The sequence below is a fragment of the Nocardia salmonicida genome (genome assembly GCF_036142455.1).
Lineage (GTDB): Bacteria > Actinomycetota > Actinomycetes > Mycobacteriales > Mycobacteriaceae > Nocardia > Nocardia salmonicida.
The window spans coordinates 2,596,056-2,613,158 of sequence record NZ_CP108014.1 but is presented as its reverse complement, the minus strand read 5'-3'; the positions used below and the strand labels follow the sequence as shown (position 1 = coordinate 2,613,158).

The window sequence follows — 17,103 nt, the reverse complement described above, 5'->3', positions numbered from 1 at the left end:
TGAACGATTCACAATACTGGGTGGGCCGCCGACCGCTCGGGGCCGCTACCCGCCGCCTCGGGCGACGACACGTCGCCGTTGGTGCGTGCCTGCCTGATGTCGGGGCCGAACCGTGTGAATCTTGGGTGTTGTACCCAGGCGTGATCAATCTCGGACCCAGTATTCGATGCATAAACGATGCAAAATGCGGGAGTTGATGCCACAATGGGAGATGTGGATGCAGAGCGAGCAGCTATCGCGATCCAGCACTGCCGAGCGTCGCCGAGCGAGGACGGTTCCGCGCAGTTCGCAGGGTGGCTCGACCGTACGCAGCGCTCGGTACGCGATCACGTCGATGAGTTCGTCCGGGCGCGTTGCATGGCGGAACTGGACCCAGAAGGGTTCTCGCTCCCCGGTCGGCTGATGATCGACTTCGCGTCGGGCGGCAAGTGCGTACGGTCGGTGTTCGTCTATCTCGGCTGGCTGTGTGGTGGTCTCGGTGAGTCCGAACCCGCGCTGCGCGCGGCCGCCAGCGCGGAGCTCCTGCACGCGTTCGCGCTCGTGCAGGACGACGTGATGGACGAGTCCCAGGTCCGGCGGGGGCGGAAGTCGGCACATCTGCGGCTCGCCGCGTGGCACAGCGATCAGGGGTTGTCCGGATCGTCGGCCCGATTCGGTGAGTCGGCGGCGATCCTGCTCGCCGACCTGTACTTGGTGTGGGCCGAGCGCATGCTGCGTGAAAGTGGCGTCGGTGCCGCCGCGTTGGATCGCGCATGGCCACGTTATGACTCGATGCGCAGCGAACTGGCGGTAGGTCAGCTCGCGGATTTGTCCAACGACGCGAACCGCGTTCCGACCCTGGACGCGGTAATGGACATCGCGCGCCGCAAGTCCGGCAACTACACCGTGCGCCGACCCCTCGAACTGGGTGCGGCGATGGCCGACTGCGACGCGACGGTGATGCGCGTTCTCGGTGAATACGGCGAAGTGATCGGAGAGGCATTCCAGATTCGCGATGACCTGCTCGGCATCTTCGGCGACCCCGCGACAACCGGCAAACCGACCGGCGACGACGTCCGAGAACGGAAGGCGACCACCGTGATCGCGCTGGCTGATCAGCTGGCCGAGCCGTCGGACCGCGCCCGGCTACGAGATCTCTGGACGAAGAAGGTCATCGATGAGCGCGACGTGGCGCTCGCGCAGGCGATGGTCACCGACAGTGGCGCGGCACAGTGCGCTGAACAGATGATCGGCGACCGCGTCGACCATGCGCGTCGGCTGCTCGACGTCGCCGATCTCGAACCATCGGTGGCTGATGCTCTGCACCGAATGGCGCTGTTGTGCACCCACCGCACGCACTGACCGCCGTCACCACCGACTGAAAGGTAACGATGCGAACGATCTCGGGAAGAACCGATGAGGTGGTCGTCGTCGGTGCGGGTCTGGCGGGTCTGGCCGCGGCGTTGCACCTGGCCGGACGCGGTCGCACTGTCACGGTGGTGGAGCGTGAGATGTTCGCCGGTGGTCGAGCGGGACGCCGCGATGTCGACGGCTATCTGCTCGATACCGGGCCGTCGGTGCTGACCATGCCCGATATCGTCGCCGACACCCTTGCCGCGGTGGGTGAGGATCTCGACTTCCGGTTGGACCTGTTGCCGGTCGTTCCCGCTTACCGCGCGCACTTCGCCGACGGCAGCGGGCTGGATGTTCATAGCGACGCATCGGCGATGGAGGAATCGGTCCTGGCATTCGCTGGACCCAGGGAAGTCGACGGGTATCGCCGAATGCGCGCGTGGATGAGCGAGCTGTACCGTGTCGAATTCGATCGGTTCATCGCCGCGAACGCCGATTCCCCCCTCTCGTTGCTGACACCGGCGCTCGCGCGGCTGATCGCATTGGGCGGATTCCGACGCCTCGACAGGGCGATCGGATCCTTTCTGACCGACGAACGACTGCGCCGAGTGTTCACCTTCCAATCGCTCTACGCGGGGGTGTCGCCACAACGAGCGTTGGCGCTGTATGCGGTGATCTCCTACATGGACACGGTGGGTGGGGTCTACTTCCCGCGCGGAGGAATGCGCGCGCTACCGGAGGCCCTGGCCGCCGCCGCTGTCGATGCCGGTGTGACGTTCTGTTACGGCGAGACAGTTCACGACCTGGAACGGCGCGGTTCCAGGATCACCTCGGTGCTCACCGACAGCGGTCGTCGAATCCCTTGCGATGCCGTTGTTTTGGCGACTGAACTGCCCACCGCCTACGAGTTGCTCGATCGCGCACCGCGCCGTCCGATCCGCTGGCGCCCGGCGCCCTCTGCGGTCGTCATGCATATCGGAATGCCTGCCACGGTGCCGACAGCACATCACAACCTCGTGTTCGGCGAAGCGTGGAAGCAAACCTTCGACGAGCTGATCGGTGCGGGGGAGTTGATGTCTGATCCGTCGCTGCTGGTGACCCGGCCCACCGCGACCGACCCCGACCTCGCCCCGCACGGGCGCGATCTGTTCACCGTTCTTGCTCCGGTACCCAACCTCTACCGCAGCAAGGAATTGGACTGGGATCGTCGCGCCACCGCCTACAGCGAGGAGCTCGCGGCGATCGTCGAGGACCGTGTGGTCCCGGGCTTCGTCGAAAACGCCGAGATCATGCACGTGGATACTCCCGCCGATTGGGAACGGCAGGGCCTGCTGGCCGGCACTCCGTTCTCACTCGCGCATACCTTCGCCCAAACCGGCCCCTTTCGTCCCGCGAACATGCCACGCGGCACGGCCAATGCGGTGCTGGCCGGCTGCGGCACCGTGCCCGGCGTCGGCGTGCCGACGGCCCTGTTGTCGGGCCGTCTCGCCGCCGACCGCGTCACCGGCACGGTGTCGACCTCGCGGACCTCGACTGCGACCAGGAGTGATCGACGATGATGCACACCGAACTCGACGCCGCCGGCATCCGCGCTGCGGGGCTGCGGGAGTCCTATCAGCGATGCCGGGACCTCAACGCGCGCCATGGACGCACGTTCTTCCTCGCCACTCGGCTGCTCGCGCCCGCCCAACGACCCGCGATCCACGCGCTCTACGGCTTTGCCCGGTGGGCCGACGACATCGTCGACGAACCACCGGCCGACGCCGCCGCCGGCTCTGCGGCGGCACGACTGGACGCCGTGGCGAAGGACATGCACGACAGTCTTTCCGGGACCCCCGGAGACGACCCGATCCTTGCCGCGCTTGCCGATACCGCCGCCAGATACCGGATCGACCACGTCCTGTTCGACGATTTCCTCGACTCGATGCGCATGGATCTGACGGTGACCGACTACCCGGACCGGGCCGCGCTGGATCGGTATATGCACGGTTCGGCAGCGGTGATCGGGCTGCAAGTACTGCCGGTACTCGGCACCGTGGGCGCACAAGCCGATGCCGCCCCGTACGCCGCGGCGCTGGGAAAAGCGTTCCAGCTCACCAACTTCCTTCGAGACATCGCCGAAGACCTCGACCGTGGTCGGGTGTACCTGCCTGCCGACGAGCTGGCCGCTTTCGATGTGGACCGCGCCCGGTTGCAGTGGTGCCGGACGAATCGCCGCACCGACACCAGGGTGCGATCGGCCCTGTCCGCACAACATGCGATCGCCCGAGACTTGTACCGATACGCCGACGCCGGAATCGAGCTGCTGCACCCGGTGTCGCGACCCTGTGTCGCCACCGCGGCTGTGCTGTACTCGGAAATTCTCGACCGCATCGAGGACACCGAGTTCGCGGTGTTCACCGCACGCGCCACCGTGGGCAACGCGCGTCGCACCAGGGTCGCCGGTTCGGCGTTGGCTCGCGCGTTGTGGGCGCGGCGAGGCGGGCGCGCACGCTCACTGACAAAAGCCGAAGGGTTGACGTGATCTCTCGAACTCGGCGAAAACAGGCGGTGCGGGTCATCCAACTCGGCGGGATCCGGGACTAGTTTGTGCTGTGAGTCCTGATGCCTCGGGATCCCTGAGCAGATGGACCGATGGTTTCGCCGTTTGGACCGCGTGTTGTTGACCGAGAGTTAGGTGACACGATGGAACGCTGGCAATACCTGATCGTCATGGGACTTTGCCTGCTGGTGACCCTGCCGTTGGAGTCTTTCGGTGGCGGGGTCTATCGGCGCCCCGCCCGGCTCGCCCGATGCGTGCTCCCCGTGGCCGCCGTGTTCCTCGTCTGGGACGCGATGGCCATCGCTGCCGACGTCTGGAGCTACAGCCCGCGCTATCTGACAGGCTGGACGCTGCCGCTGGCGATACCGGTCGAGGAACTGGTCTTCTTCCTCGTCATACCGGTGTGCGCTCTACTCACCTACAACGCGGTCGAGACGATTCTGCAGCGGCTGCACCCCACCGAGTCACCCTCGGCACCCTCGGAGCGGACCCGGTGACCGGCCTCGGTTATACGCTGCCCGCACTGGTCGCGGTGGTCCTCGTCTGTGGATGGGAACTCGCGTTCCTCCGGACAGGGCTGTTCCGTCGGCCCGGCTATTGGCTGTCGATGATCATCGTGCTCGGCTTCCAGATCTTGGTCGACGGCTGGCTCACCAAACTCACCGCACCGTTGGTTCTCTACGACGCCGAACACATCACCGGGATCCGGTTCCCGTGGGACATCCCGGTCGAGGACTACCTGTTCGGCTTCGCCATGGTCACCGCGGTCCTGCTGCTGTGGGAACGCGAACGAATCCGGGATCGGAAAGGTGTGCGCTTGTGAACGACTCTCGAATCGGTGTCGACGGGCTATCTCGCGACGAGGTCCCGATTGCCTTCGACGCGGTCGCCGACGATTACGACCGCCTCGTCGCGGTGAATCCCGGCTATCACAAACACCTGCGCACCTCCGCGCGCCGGATGCAGCTTCCCGACCGCGGGGCAGGGCTTCGATTGCTCGACGCAGGCTGCGGGACAGGTGCTTCCACCGCCGCGTTGTTGTCGGTCGCCCCGAAAGCGGAGATCGTCGCTGTCGACGGATCGGCACAGATGCTCGCACGAGCGCGTGCCAAGACATGGCCCGATTCCGTCCGGTTCGTGCACAGCCGTATCGAGGATATCGAGGCCGCGGGCATTGTCGGACCCTTCGACGGCATCTTCGCCGCCTATCTCGTGCGCAATCTCGCCGACCCCGACGCACAGCTTCGCGCGTTCGCCGCGCTGCTACGCCCTGGCGCCCCACTGGGGGTGCACGAATACTCGGTGGCGGAATCGAAGTCGGCCCGCATCGTCTGGAACACGGTGTGCCGCACCATCATCGTGCCCGCCGGATGGATGCTCAGCCGCGACGCCACGCTGTACCGACACCTCCAACGAAGCGTCGTCTCCTTCGACAGCACGTCCCGATTCCGAGAACGGCTGCGCGAGAACGGCTTCACGGCTGTCTGCAGCGAAACCGTCCCAGGCTGGCAGCACGGCATCGTGCACACGTTCCTGGCGACCACCCATCGTTCTCAGTACCTGGATGGAGTCGAGCGCTAGTGGACGCAGCTATCGGCCGCGATCGGCGCATCGTTCACCATGCCGCCGCCCGTCCTGTCGGTCGTGAGCCGGGCACCCGCCCGTACGTGGTTGTGGTCGGCGCGGGCATCGCCGGGCTGGCCGCCGCTACCGGGCTCGCCGAACGCGGTATCGAGGTCGAGGTGATCGAAGGCCAGGAATATCTCGGCGGTCGCGTCGGCGGGTGGACCGACGCCCTATCCGACGGCACCACGATCGCCATGAACCGTGGGTTCCATGCCTTCTTCCGGCAGTACTACAACCTGCGGCAATTGTTGCGCCGCACCGATCCCTTACTGCAGCGCATGACGCGCGTCGACGACTATCCGCTGGTGGATGCCGAAGGCCGACGCGATTCGTTCCGTCGCCTGCCGCTCACCCCACCATGGAACGCGCTCGCCTTCGCGGCGCGCAGTCGCACGTTTCCGCTGCACGAGTTGTGGCGACTCGATGCCAGGGCCGCGGCCCCGTTGGCGATGGTGTCGGTGCCCGCCATCTACGAGCAGTTGGATCATGTGGACGCGGAAACGTTTCTGCGGAAGATCAAATTTCCCGTCGCCGCACGACATCTCGCCTTCGAGGTCTTCTCCCGGAGCTTCTTCGCGCCGCCGACGCAGATGTCGGCCGCCGAGTTGGCTGCCATGTTCCACATCTACTTCCTCGGATCCAGCGAAGGGCTGCTCTTCGACGTGCCGACGTCGAACTACGACTCCGCACTGTGGTCGCCGCTGAGCGAGTACCTCACAGCGCGCGGAGCCCGGATCCGCACCGGAACGACCGTCACCCGGGTGCGGACGGGCGGAAACCGAACCTTCCGAGTTCACGACGATGTCGGCGGCGTCGTCGATGCCGATGCGGTGGTGCTGGCGACCGATGTCGCCGGGCTGCGTCGGATCGTCGCCGACTCCCCGGATCTCGGCGATGCCGACTGGCGCTCACGGATCCAGGCGTTGCGCAGCGCCCCACCGTTCCTCGTCCATCGCCTGTGGCTGGATCGGCCGGTCGCGCAGGAGAGACCGGCGTTTCTCGCCACCGGCGGTATGCCTCCGTTGGACAACATCAGCGTCCTCGACCGCTACGAGGATCAGGCCCGCTCCTGGGCCGAGCGGCACAACGGTGCGGTGGTCGAACTGCATGCCTACGCACTGTCCGAGGTTCGGACACCGGAGTTCGAGAGTGAGATCCGCGCACAGCTCCTCGCTCGACTGCACCACCTGTATCCCGAGACAGCCGACGCGCGAATCGTCGGTGAACAGGTGCAGTGGCGACAGGATTGCCCCCTGTTCGGAGTCGGCGACCACGCCGCCCGCCCCCCGGTTCGCACGCCGCACGACAAGCTGATGCTGGCCGGGGACGGCATCCGTATCGACCTGCCTGTCGCGTTGATGGAACGTGCCGCCACGACCGGCTGGACCGCGGCGAATGCCCTGCTCACGCAATGGGGCCTGTCCGGGCACGACCTGTACACCGTGCCCACGACCGGACGACACGCGGTGCTGCGCCGTCTCGCCGCGCGCGAAATGTCGAAAGCGGCGATCCAAGGGGAATCTGTATGAGCGACAAGATCTTTCGGCGCTGGCCCACCGGCTGGCCGGTGCAGCCTGTCGATTCCGAACGGTGGTCTGCCCAGAATCCCACCTACCGCGACGCCGACCCCGCTGTCATCGGCGCAGCACTCGAACGGTCGCAGAACCGTCCTTCCGGGAACTGGTACGTCTTCGGCGCGAGCCGTGACGTTCGAAACGATCGGCCCTTCGGTGCCACTGTCGCCGGCGTAGAGCTCGTGGCCTGGCGCGACCAGCAGCGGCGGCTGCTGGTCGGACCCGGCGCATGTCCGCACCTCGGTGCGCCGCTCGCCCAGGCGAGAGTCGACTGCGGGGCGCTGGTGTGCCGCTGGCACGGCCTACGGCTCAGCGGTGACGGTGGACCAGGCTGGGCAACGTGGCCGTGCCACGACGACGGGGTTCTGGTCTGGGTCCGACTCGACCGCATCGGCGCCGAACCGCCGTTGGATGCGCCGGTCATCGGTGCTCGTCCGGCCTCGAATCGCGCGATCTCGGCGGTCGCCACTGTGACCGGGGTGTGCGAGCCCGCCGACATCATCGCCAACCGGCTCGATCCCTGGCACGGGTCCTGGTTTCACCCCTACTCGTTCGCCCATCTCGAGGTGCTCGAATCTCCTGCGTCCGAACCCGGCGCCGCCGACTCTGTCGAACGGTTCGTCGTCGCGGTCACCTTCCGGGTCGGCGGTCGGCTCGGCGTCCCCGTACACGCCGAGTTCATCAGCCCGGAACCACGAACGCTGACGATGCGCATCATCGACGGCGAAGGACAGGGCAGTGTCGTCGAAACCCATGCCACTCCACTGGGCGTCGGACCTGACGGACAGCCGCGCACGGCAGTTATCGAAGCAGTGGTCGCGGACAGCGGCAGGCGTGGCTTCCGCGTAGCCCGACACGCCGGCGCCGCGCTGCGGCCGCTGATGGCACACGCCGCGACCCGATTGTGGCGTGACGATCTCTCCTACGCGGAGCGTCGCTACCAATTGCGCACTCGGCACCCGAGCGGGTGAACACGAAAGTGTGCATCAGTTTTGCATCATTTGCTCGAGGACCTTCGTTTCGCTCCTAGGATCACTGGAGGTGACAACCGCATGTCGGCGACCACTCGGCAACTCCTGATCAGCTCACGGAATTGCCCTCGCACCAGCCCGTACGAGCCTTGGGTGCATCTTCTCCTCTGGCCGTCGGCAACCTGGACGAAAGTTCGATGACCGTCGGAAATCGTGGTGGCGAACCCCGCCGCCTCGTCGGAAGGAGAAAGCGAGTGAACACGATGAGAAGCAACACGAGAGTTACCGTGGCAGCGGTAGGGGTGGCAGCGATGGCGATGTTCGGTCTGGCGGCGTGTTCGTCAGACGATTCGTCATCGGACTCGACATCGACGTCGATGGCGACAACGTCATCGATGTCGACACAATCGATGGCGCCGACTTCGGGTGCTGCGGCAGGCGACACCCTGGTGGGTCCGGGCTGTGCGGAGTATGCCGCGCAAGTCCCGACCGGGCCGGGGTCGGTCGAGGGTATGGCCGAAGTACCGGTGACGGTGGCGGCATCGAACAATCCGCTGCTCACCACCTTGACCGCTGCGGTATCGGGCCAGCTGAATCCCCAGGTCAACTTGGTCGACACGCTCAACGGCGGCGAGTTCACGATCTTCGCTCCGGTGGACGCGGCCTTCGCCAAGGTCGATCCCGCCACCATCGAGAGCTTGAAGACCGATACACCCACGCTGGAGAAGATTCTTACCTATCACGTGGTGCCGGGCCGGATCGCGCCGGACGCCATCGTCGGTACGCAAACAACGGTGCAGGGTGGCACGGTGACGGTCACCGGCTCCGGTGACAATCTGAAAGTCAACGACGCCGCAGTGCTCTGCGGTGGCATCAATACCGCCAATGCCACGGTCTACCTGATTGATTCGGTTCTGATGCCGCAGTGAGAATCTCGTCGATATCTCGACGAGACACAGTGAACACCTCTCTAGGAGATTGACATGAAGATTCACCATTACGGGCGAGCAGCAGGAATCGGCTTCGGCGCGGCCATCGCGATCGCGGGTGTGATCGCGATGGCGCCGACTGCCGGCGCAGCGCCTGTCGATTGCCGCGTTCCCGGAGCGGGCACGATCGAGAATTCCTCGGACACTTCGGAATGCGCCGCGTCGAGCGTCGGCGGAAGTGCCGCTGCCGCGTTCGGAGTCGATGGATCCGCCGCGGCGTCGGCGGGGCCACAGGCGCTCGCTCTCGCGATCGGCGTCGGCGGAGGCGCGGCAACCTCGCAAGCACAGGGCCTGTCCGGGCCGGCCGCGCTCGCGTTGGGTCCAGGATCGACGGTCGACGCCAGCGGTGTGCGGCCCGGACTGGCGCTCGGGATCGCCGGTGCCGGTGCAAGTGTCACCATCGACGGGAAGACCACGCCGACCTGCGTGGGTGGCCCGGCGCTGGCCGGTGACTTCCAGACACTGCAAGGCTGCGTCTCCCTCGGGTGACCCGTAAACGACCGGGTGGGTAGCCGATACCACTACTCGCGCGTCGAACCTGTTGCGCGCCAGCCTCTGTGGGCTCGGTAGATGTCATCGGGAGCCGCGCGAATCCTCGCGCTGCACGCGCCCCTAGGGTGCGCGCAGCGCGACGGAGGCGCGGGCTACCAATATCTTCCAGGCTGCGTATGTCCAGGTCGAGCCTGTCGGAACGTATCGTGCACCATCCGGATCGCGGCAACGACGGCACCCGGACCGTATTCAGGCCTGCTGTCGAAATCCTCGTATCGCACTGCGGCCGAGCCGTGGACGATCAGCTCGTCGGTGTCGTCCGATAGAAGCCGAAGCCGACTCCGTCGGTGAGTTCGGTGTAGGGATGGCGACTGGAGAATGCCGTCGCCACCACGCCCTGGCACGGAAAGCGCATCACGTCGTCGGCGGCTGCGCGGTCGATCAGCGCCACCAGTGCTGTATCGATCGAGAAGTCGGGACCGCCGAGACCGAGCAGATCGGCCCAGTCCGGAAATGTCGACCGGCGTAGCTGCAACGCAGTTGGCACTCCGACGACCCATGCTCGGGCCCACTCCTCGATCGCTGAATCGATGACGAATTCCAACTCCGCGTATCGAATTCCTCCTGTGCCGCCATTGCGCGCCGTCCGACACGGGTATCGCGGTAACCGATCCTTCCGACCACGGACTGCGTGGTCGCACCCTAAGTGCCGAGGAGGATATCGGACATCAGGTGCTCGATTCGGGCAGCGCCGCATTCGGGATGGTCGGTTCCCATCAATTGCTCCAGATCGACGACGAGTGCGAGTGCTGCGTGGACGAGGACTTGGGCGTGCGCGGGCGGTAAGGAAGGCCGGGCGGCGGTGACGAATTGGGCGCAGGCCTCGATGGCGAGTCGCTGACGGTGGTTCATCGTCGCGCCGTCGGCAGCCGGGAGATTGGCGATCTCGGCGTGGTACACGAAAGACAGTCCGGGCTCGGAGATCGAATCCTGGACATAGCTCTCGATCAGCTGGGTCAGCGCGGCATGTGGGTCGCGGTCGGAAGCAGCGGTCACGGCGGTCGTGATTCGGTCGAGACGACGACGGAATACGGCGGTGAGCAGGTCACCTTTGCTGCGGTAATAGCGGTAGAGCGCCGACGCGGAAGGCAGCCCGGACGCTGTCGCGATGTCCTCGACGCTGACGACGGGGTAACCGCGTGTACGGAACAGTTCGACAGCTCGGAACAGCACCAATTCGTGGTGGTGCCTGCGCACCGCAGGAAGGTCGGTGTCGGCGGGCACCATGGTCGGGAGCGTCGTGCCGACAATCGTTTTGCAGGTCGTTGCCAGAATCTCGGCCAGCTCGGGGGCCGGGACGCGGGTGCGGTGGTCGCAGACACTGGTGATCACACTCATCAATGCACTGGTGATGACGGAGCGTTCCGCGTCGGACAGTTCGGGTCGCATCTGCTCGATCCGATCGCGCAATGCGGCTTCGGTGGTGGCGACCTGATCCAGCAGGATTCGCCGGTCGTCGTCGTCGAGGTAGCGGTGCTGCCATCGCAGCAGCGCACCGCAGCCCCGGTTGGCGAGCGCGGCACCGATCATGGCGTCGACGGTGAAGTCGAACTTGCGCTGAGGATCCCAGTTCCTCGCAGCTTCGGGCAGGCGCACCACCCGCACTCCGAGTTCGCTGAGCCGTAGCGTCTCCTGCCGGAACAGGCTGTATTTGCTGGGAAAATGCCGATACACAGCGGCGTGGCTGATGTCCAACTCGGCGCCGATTTCGTTCATGCTCACGCCGTGCAGTCCTCGTGCACCGAATGCTTCGGCGGAGACCCGTGCGATGTGCTCACGACGGTCGGCCGGCCTCCGCCGGATCGGCGCAGGGCTACTGGGCTTCGGTTGGGGACCAGGCGCTGTCTTTGCTGTGTGAACTTTACCAACGGCCATGCCCCGACAGTAGTGGTGGAACACGTTCCGCAGCGGGTTCAACGGCATCTGCGCAGGAACTGAATCGAAGGTCACATATGGGAATCTCCCCACCGGAAAAAGACCATCCAGTCTGCACCTTATGGGTCCACGTGGTCTAGGAACGTCGGCCCACGCATCAGAAGTATGGGTAACTTGATCCTGTCATTCAGTGGCGCTGTTCGAGCCCGACGGCGTCTCGCAGTCGGTCCGCGGCCGCTCGCAGTTCAGGATCGGTGGACGCGGAGGAATCCAGGAGCGCGGCCAATGCCTCGGCGATGACGTTGAGTTTCTCTTGCGCGGCCTCGCTCGCGCGGCGGCCGGCGTTCTCGAGCAGTACCACCAACAGCAGCGTGAAGACGCTCGCAACGGTGTGAATGGCGACCTGCCACGTTTTGAGGTCCGTCCACCACGGCAAGCTGATCAGCCACGCCGTGACGATTCCGGCGCAGACGAAGAAGAACGGAGCCTGACTCACTCGCAGCTCGGCCTGCTCGACGAACCGGTCGAAAGGCGAGCGGCGATCACCTCCGCCACGGCTGCGCGCGGCTTCACTGCGGCGCTCCATCATCGAATTCTAGGCCCATCCCACCCCTGTCGCAGCCGGACCGATGTCGCGGTCGGACATTCCTTCATCTGTTCACTTGGACAGATAAAGGGCGTAGTGTTCTGAAAGGTGAACGGCAGCACCGTGGCAATGCATATGAGCGACGGGATCGTCGATGCGCCGACGTCGCTGATCTTCGCGGGGATCGCGGCAGTGGGACTCGGGCTCGCGGGCTGGCGAGCACGGGCTGAACTCGATGAGCGTGCCGCGCCGATGGCCGGGCTGGTGGCCGCGTTCATCTTCGCGGTCCAGATGGTGAACTTCCCGATCCTGCCCGGTGTGAGTGGGCACCTGCTGGGTGGGGCGCTGGCCGCGATTCTGGTCGGGCCCTCTCTCGGGGCATTGTGCGTGGCGGTGGTGCTGGTCGTGCAGGCACTGCTGTTCGCCGACGGCGGGCTGACCGCACTCGGCACCAACATCACGAACATGGCCCTGATCGGCGTCGGCGTGGGATATCTCGTCGCTCGGGCCGGGACGGCGCTGCTGCGCCGGCGGAGCGACACCGGGATGGGTGTCGTGGCGTTCGTCGCCGCTTTCATCGGAACACTGTGTGCCGCAATGGGTTTTGTCGTCGAATACGCAATCGGCGGGGCTGCGGGCTCCACGGTCGGGGCGGTCGCGGGGTTCATGTTCGTCACCCACACGTTGATCGGGGTCGGCGAAGGCATCATCACCGCGATCACCGTGGTGGCGGTGGTGAGCGTACGACCCGATCTGGTCTATGTGCTGCGGGCTGCCGGTCCGGTGTCCGCGACAGCGTCTCCCGCTCGCGTGCGGTTGTCCTTCACCGGTTTCCTGTGGGTGTTCGCCGCGACCTCGGTGCTCGTTGCCGGGGTGCTGTCCTATGCCGCGAGTTCACAGCCCGACGGGCTCGACGCCACCACTCGACGCGGGTGCTCCACGGTCGAGGTGAACGGGGCCGAGGAACTGCACGGTGAGTGCATCGCGCAGAGCGCCGAGGAGCACCGGTTCGTCGGCTCTCCGCTGGCGGACTACGCGATCGACGGCAACAGCGATCTGGCCGGTCCGGCAGGCGTCGTCGGTGTCGGAGCCGCCTTCGCCGTGCTGTTCGCGGTGGCTCGCACGATCCGGGTCGGCCGAAACGGATCGCGCCCTGCGGCCCGCGCGGGTGAGGTCGCGGCGCGGTCGGATACGGAGCGGGAGTAGGTGAGCGCCTCCGTCCACCGGCTGTATCTGGCGGGGAATTCACCGGCGCATCGGGCGCCGACCGAGGTGAAGATCGTCTGCGCGGTGGTTACGGTGTTCGCGGTCGTGGCGACGCCACGGGAGTTGTTGTGGCCGTTCGGCTGTTATGCCTTGGGCTTGGTCGCGCTGTGGCGGTGGTGGGGAATCGGGCTGCGCTGGATCGCGCCGCGTCTGCTGATCGAGTTGCCGTTCGTCGTGTTGGCGATCCTGCTGCCCTTCGCCGCCGGGCAACCCCGCACCGAGGTTTTCGGGCTGTCGCTGTCGGTGACCGGCCTCTACGCTGCGTGGGGCATTATCGCGAAAGGCACTATCGGCGTGGGCATCTCACTGACCTTGGCTGCGACGACGAGCGTGCGTGCCTTGCCCGAAGGGCTGACGCGGCTGCACGTTCCCGGCACGATCGTGATGATCGTGGTCCTGATGCTGCGCTATGTCGACGTGCTGGTCGACGAGGCGGCGCGGATGCGGCTGGCACGGATCTCACGCGGCGACGACCCACGCACACTGCGCCAAGCCGGTGCGACCGCCTGCGGCGCGGGCACCCTGTTCCTGCGATCCTACGAACGCGGCGAACGAGTTCATCTGGCCATGCTGTCGCGCGGATTCGACGGCACCGTGCCCGATGTCGGCACCCCGCCTGCCACCCGCGGGCAATGGCTGCTCGGCTGCCTGCCCGCGGCCGCCGCGATCGCGGTCTGCGCGGGTGCTTGGATGGTGCGGTGACCGAACCGACGGCACCGGCGGTGCGTGTGGTCGACCTGACGTTCTCCTATCCCGACGGGACCGGCGCGCTGAACGGGGTGAACCTGGAGATCGCGCCAGGGGAGCGGGTGGCCGTTCTCGGGCCCAACGGCGCGGGCAAATCCACCCTGATGCTGCATCTGAACGGGGTACTCACCGCTACCTCGGGGGAGGTGCACATCGGCGGGATGCGGCTGGACCGCAACAGTGTTCGCGCCATTCGGCAACGGGTCGGGGTGGTGTTCCAGGACCCCGACGACCAACTGTTCATGCCGACCGTGGAACAGGACGTCGCGTTCGGGCCCGCCAACTTCGGTGTCCGCGGCGACGCCCTGGCCGAACACGTACGGGAGGCACTGGACGGGGTGGGGATGACGGATCGGGCCGGGCGTTCACCGGCGCACCTGTCGCTCGGCGAACGCCGCCGGGCCGCGCTGGCCACGGTGCTGTCGTGTCGACCGGAGGTCCTCGTCCTCGACGAGCCCGCCGCCAACCTCGATCCGGTGGCCCGCCGCGAACTCGCCGAGATCCTGTTGTCGCTGCCGACCACCATGCTCGTGGTGACCCACGACCTGCCCTACGCGCAACGGATCTGCGAGCGGGCCGTCATCCTCGACGCCGGCGAAGTCGTCGCCGACGGCCCCACCGCCGACATCCTCGGCGATGCCGCGCTGCTCGCCGCGCACCGGCTCAGCTGAGCATGTGCCGACCATCGCGTGGGTGGGTTGCTCAGGAGTAACCTGAGCGATGGGTTCACCCTCGACGAGCCGAGACTGCGATGCACGAAATGGCGATCACCCAGAGTGTCATCGACGCCGTATGCGAACACGCGGCGGGTGCACAGGTGCACAGCGTGCTCCTGGAGGTGGGCGTGCTGTGCGCGGTCGTTCCGGAGGCGATGCAGTTCTGCTTCGAACTCGCTGCCGAGGACACCCTGGCCGAGGGCGCGCGCCTCGAGATCGACGTGGTGCCCGGCCGGGCGGCCTGCCGAAGCTGTGGCGCCGAATTCGCTGTGCTCGAGCCGATCGCCCTGTGCGAGTGCGGCAGCGCCGATGTCGAGATCAGAGCCGGGCACGAACTCCGAATCCGCTCGATGGAAGTGAGCCGAGAATGTGCGCAACCTGTGGATGTGGCGACGACGACGCCGCGGTGATCACCCTCCCGCACGAACACGAACACGAACACGAACACGAACACGAACACGAGCCGCACGGCCACAGCCATGGTCACGGCGGCGATCACGTGCACCTGCCGGTGACCGAGACCATCACCCTCGAGCAGAAAGTCCTGGCCAAAAATGACCTGTTGGCCCAGCGCAACCGCGAATGGCTCGCCGCCCGCGACATCCTGGCGCTGAACATGACCAGCTCGCCCGGCGCGGGCAAGACCACGTTGCTCGAACGCACGATCCGCGAGTTCACCGAAGTGCCGATCGCGGTGATCGAGGGCGATCAGGCAACCCTGCTCGATGCCGAGCGGATCGGGGCGACAGGCTGTCGGGTCGTGCAGATCAATACCGGCGCGGGCTGTCATCTCGACGCCGAGATGACCTACCGCGCGCTGGAGTCCCTCGATCCCGCACCCGGCACGCTGCTGTTCGTCGAGAACGTCGGCAACCTGGTGTGCCCGGCATTGTTCGACCTCGGCGAACGCGGCAAAGTTGTGGTTATCTCGGTGACCGAGGGCACCGACAAGCCGCTGAAGTATCCGCACATGTTCGCCGCAGCCTCTCTGGTCCTCGTCAACAAGATCGACCTGCTGCCTTATGTCGACTTCGACCTGGACAAATGCCGGGAATACGTGGCGAGGATCAACCCGCACGCGCAGATCCTGCCCCTGTCGGTGACCAGCGGTTCCGGCATGGCGCGGTGGTACGACTGGCTCCGTCGGCAGCGATCGGCAACTATTGAGGATCACTCACCGGCGACATAGACTGACGTGATCAGGATCACAGCGTAGGTTCTCGCGAGCCTGCGATCTCGCTTCAGAAAGTGGCGCAGCCCATGCCTACCCAGGAAGCAATCAAAGCAGAACAGGCCCTGATCCATGTGCTGTGGATCAACGCGGGCCTCAGTTGTGACGGTGATTCGGTCGCGCTGACCGCCGCGACGCAGCCAAGTATCGAGGAGATCGCGCTCGGCGCTCTTCCCGGCCTCCCACAGATCGCGGTCCACTGGCCGTTGATCGACTTCGAATGCGGTCCTACCGGCGGCGCCGACGATTTCCTCGAATGGTTCTTCAAAGCCGACCGTGGTGAACTCGAACCGTTCGTGCTCGTGGTGGAAGGTTCCATCCCGAACGAACAACTCCACGAGGAGGGCTACTGGTGCGGTTTCGGCAACGATCCCGCCACCGGACAGCCGATGACGACCAGTGAATGGCTCGATCGGCTGGCCCCGAAGGCCACCGCGGTGGTCGCGGTCGGCACCTGTGCCACCTACGGCGGCATCCACGCCATGGCGGGTAACCCCACCGGCGCGATGGGTGTGCCCGACTATCTCGGCTGGGACTGGAAATCCAAGGCCGGAATCCCGATCGTGTGCGTGCCCGGTTGTCCGGCCCATCCGGACAACATGTCCGAAACGCTGACCTACCTGCTCTACATGGCCACCGGACAGGCCCCGATGATTCCCCTCGACGAGGCGCTACGCCCGAAATGGCTGTTCGGCGCCACCGTCCACGAAGGCTGTGATCGGGCGGGCTATTACGAGGAAGGCGATTTCGCCGACGAGTACGGCTCACCGAAATGCATTGTGAAACTGGGATGTTGGGGCCCGGTGGTCAAATGCAACGTCCCCAAGCGGGGCTGGATCAACGGCGTCGGTGGCTGCCCGAACGTGGGCGGCATCTGCATCGGCTGCACCATGCCGGGATTTCCGGACAAATTCATGCCGTTCATGGACGAGCCGCCCGGCGGCAAGATCTCCGCGACGGCATCAGGGCTGTACGGGTCGGTGATCCGCAGTCTGCGCCACATCACCGGACGCACGGTGGACAAGGAGCCGCGTTGGCGGCACAAGGGCGAGAAGCTGGAATCCGGCGCCACCCGCACCTGGTAGGAGGCGATTGG

19 protein-coding genes and 1 pseudogene are annotated in these 17,103 nt (G+C 66.0%); 17 read left to right on the top strand and 3 right to left on the bottom strand.

The genetic code is table 11. The annotated features are described in order from the left end of the window. Positions 1 to 204 precede the first annotated feature (204 nt). The 10 genes from OHS03_RS12435 (at position 205) to OHS03_RS12390 (ending at position 9,523) form a co-directional block, all read left to right on the top strand. Positions 205 to 1,341, top strand: coding sequence for a polyprenyl synthetase family protein (locus OHS03_RS12435; RefSeq protein WP_405146372.1), 1,137 nt, complete (start codon positions 205 to 207; stop codon positions 1,339 to 1,341). A gap of 29 nt (positions 1,342 to 1,370) precedes the next feature. After that, positions 1,371 to 2,891, top strand: a complete 1,521-nt coding sequence (gene crtI / locus OHS03_RS12430; protein WP_328662871.1) for a phytoene desaturase family protein — start codon at positions 1,371 to 1,373, stop codon at positions 2,889 to 2,891. After that, a complete protein-coding gene (locus tag OHS03_RS12425; RefSeq protein WP_328662870.1) occupies positions 2,888 to 3,856 on the top strand; it encodes a phytoene/squalene synthase family protein in 969 nt (322 codons plus the stop codon). Before crtI ends, OHS03_RS12425 begins: the two co-directional genes overlap by 4 nt. Positions 3,857 to 4,017: 161 nt before the next feature. Beyond that, entirely contained in the window at positions 4,018 to 4,371 is a 354-nt protein-coding gene (locus OHS03_RS12420; protein WP_328662869.1) for a lycopene cyclase domain-containing protein, read from the top strand. Continuing rightward, positions 4,368 to 4,697, top strand: coding sequence for a lycopene cyclase domain-containing protein (locus tag OHS03_RS12415; RefSeq protein WP_328662868.1), 330 nt, complete (start codon positions 4,368 to 4,370; stop codon positions 4,695 to 4,697). Before OHS03_RS12420 ends, OHS03_RS12415 begins: the two co-directional genes overlap by 4 nt. After that, positions 4,694 to 5,455 carry a class I SAM-dependent methyltransferase gene (locus tag OHS03_RS12410; RefSeq protein WP_328662867.1) on the top strand — a complete coding sequence of 254 codons (762 nt, stop codon included), beginning with the start codon at positions 4,694 to 4,696 and terminating at the stop codon, positions 5,453 to 5,455. Before OHS03_RS12415 ends, OHS03_RS12410 begins: the two co-directional genes overlap by 4 nt. Beyond that, positions 5,455 to 7,029: an FAD-dependent oxidoreductase gene (locus OHS03_RS12405; protein ID WP_328662866.1), complete on the top strand. Its 1,575-nt coding sequence runs from the start codon at positions 5,455 to 5,457 to the stop codon at positions 7,027 to 7,029. The genes OHS03_RS12410 and OHS03_RS12405 overlap by 1 nt, the downstream gene beginning before the upstream one ends. Continuing rightward, on the top strand, positions 7,026 to 8,045 hold the full coding sequence (locus OHS03_RS12400) for a DUF5914 domain-containing protein (RefSeq protein WP_407942479.1): 1,020 nt from the start codon (positions 7,026 to 7,028) through the stop codon (positions 8,043 to 8,045). Before OHS03_RS12405 ends, OHS03_RS12400 begins: the two co-directional genes overlap by 4 nt. Positions 8,046 to 8,308: 263 nt before the next feature. Beyond that, positions 8,309 to 8,974, top strand: a complete 666-nt coding sequence (locus OHS03_RS12395) for a fasciclin domain-containing protein (protein WP_328664195.1) — start codon at positions 8,309 to 8,311, stop codon at positions 8,972 to 8,974. A 54-nt stretch (positions 8,975 to 9,028) separates the two neighbouring features. Further along, the gene (locus tag OHS03_RS12390) at positions 9,029 to 9,523 is read left to right on the top strand and encodes a DUF6764 family protein (RefSeq protein ID WP_328662865.1); all 495 of its coding nucleotides are present in this window, start codon (positions 9,029 to 9,031) and stop codon (positions 9,521 to 9,523) included. Between the two features lie 304 nt (positions 9,524 to 9,827). On the opposite strand, the gene OHS03_RS12385 is transcribed toward OHS03_RS12390, so the two are convergent. The 3 genes from OHS03_RS12385 to OHS03_RS12375 form a co-directional block, all read right to left on the bottom strand. Then, positions 9,828 to 10,073 carry a hypothetical protein gene (locus OHS03_RS12385; protein WP_328662864.1) on the bottom strand — a complete coding sequence of 82 codons (246 nt, stop codon included), beginning with the start codon at positions 10,071 to 10,073 and terminating at the stop codon, positions 9,828 to 9,830. A gap of 155 nt (positions 10,074 to 10,228) precedes the next feature. After that, on the bottom strand, positions 10,229 to 11,461 hold the full coding sequence (locus OHS03_RS12380; protein WP_407942478.1) for a TetR/AcrR family transcriptional regulator: 1,233 nt from the start codon (positions 11,459 to 11,461) through the stop codon (positions 10,229 to 10,231). A 187-nt stretch (positions 11,462 to 11,648) separates the two neighbouring features. Beyond that, positions 11,649 to 12,047: a low affinity iron permease family protein gene (locus tag OHS03_RS12375; RefSeq protein WP_328662863.1), complete on the bottom strand. Its 399-nt coding sequence runs from the start codon at positions 12,045 to 12,047 to the stop codon at positions 11,649 to 11,651. Positions 12,048 to 12,155: 108 nt separating this feature from the next. On the opposite strand from OHS03_RS12375, the pseudogene OHS03_RS12370 reads away from it, so the two are divergent. The 7 genes and pseudogenes from OHS03_RS12370 to OHS03_RS12340 all read left to right on the top strand — a co-directional run. Next, a pseudogene (locus OHS03_RS12370) lies at positions 12,156 to 12,833 on the top strand (energy-coupling factor ABC transporter permease); the annotation flags it as partial. Beyond that, a complete protein-coding gene (locus OHS03_RS12365; protein ID WP_328664190.1) occupies positions 12,810 to 13,253 on the top strand; it encodes a PDGLE domain-containing protein in 444 nt (147 codons plus the stop codon). The pseudogene OHS03_RS12370 and the gene OHS03_RS12365, both read left to right, overlap by 24 nt. Next, the gene (cbiQ, locus tag OHS03_RS12360) at positions 13,254 to 14,015 is read left to right on the top strand and encodes a cobalt ECF transporter T component CbiQ (RefSeq protein WP_328662862.1); all 762 of its coding nucleotides are present in this window, start codon (positions 13,254 to 13,256) and stop codon (positions 14,013 to 14,015) included. Further along, positions 14,012 to 14,731 carry an energy-coupling factor ABC transporter ATP-binding protein gene (locus OHS03_RS12355; protein WP_328662861.1) on the top strand — a complete coding sequence of 240 codons (720 nt, stop codon included), beginning with the start codon at positions 14,012 to 14,014 and terminating at the stop codon, positions 14,729 to 14,731. Before cbiQ ends, OHS03_RS12355 begins: the two co-directional genes overlap by 4 nt. Before the next feature lie 80 nt (positions 14,732 to 14,811). Continuing rightward, entirely contained in the window at positions 14,812 to 15,186 is a 375-nt protein-coding gene (locus OHS03_RS12350; RefSeq protein ID WP_328662860.1) for a hydrogenase maturation nickel metallochaperone HypA/HybF, read from the top strand. Then, entirely contained in the window at positions 15,144 to 15,965 is an 822-nt protein-coding gene (gene hypB, locus OHS03_RS12345) for a hydrogenase nickel incorporation protein HypB (protein ID WP_328662859.1), read from the top strand. The genes OHS03_RS12350 and hypB overlap by 43 nt, the downstream gene beginning before the upstream one ends. Positions 15,966 to 16,036: 71 nt before the next feature. Further along, complete coding sequence (locus OHS03_RS12340; RefSeq protein WP_063002936.1) at positions 16,037 to 17,092, top strand: NADH-quinone oxidoreductase subunit B family protein; 1,056 nt, start codon at positions 16,037 to 16,039, stop codon at positions 17,090 to 17,092. The last annotated feature ends 11 nt before the right edge of the window (positions 17,093 to 17,103 follow it).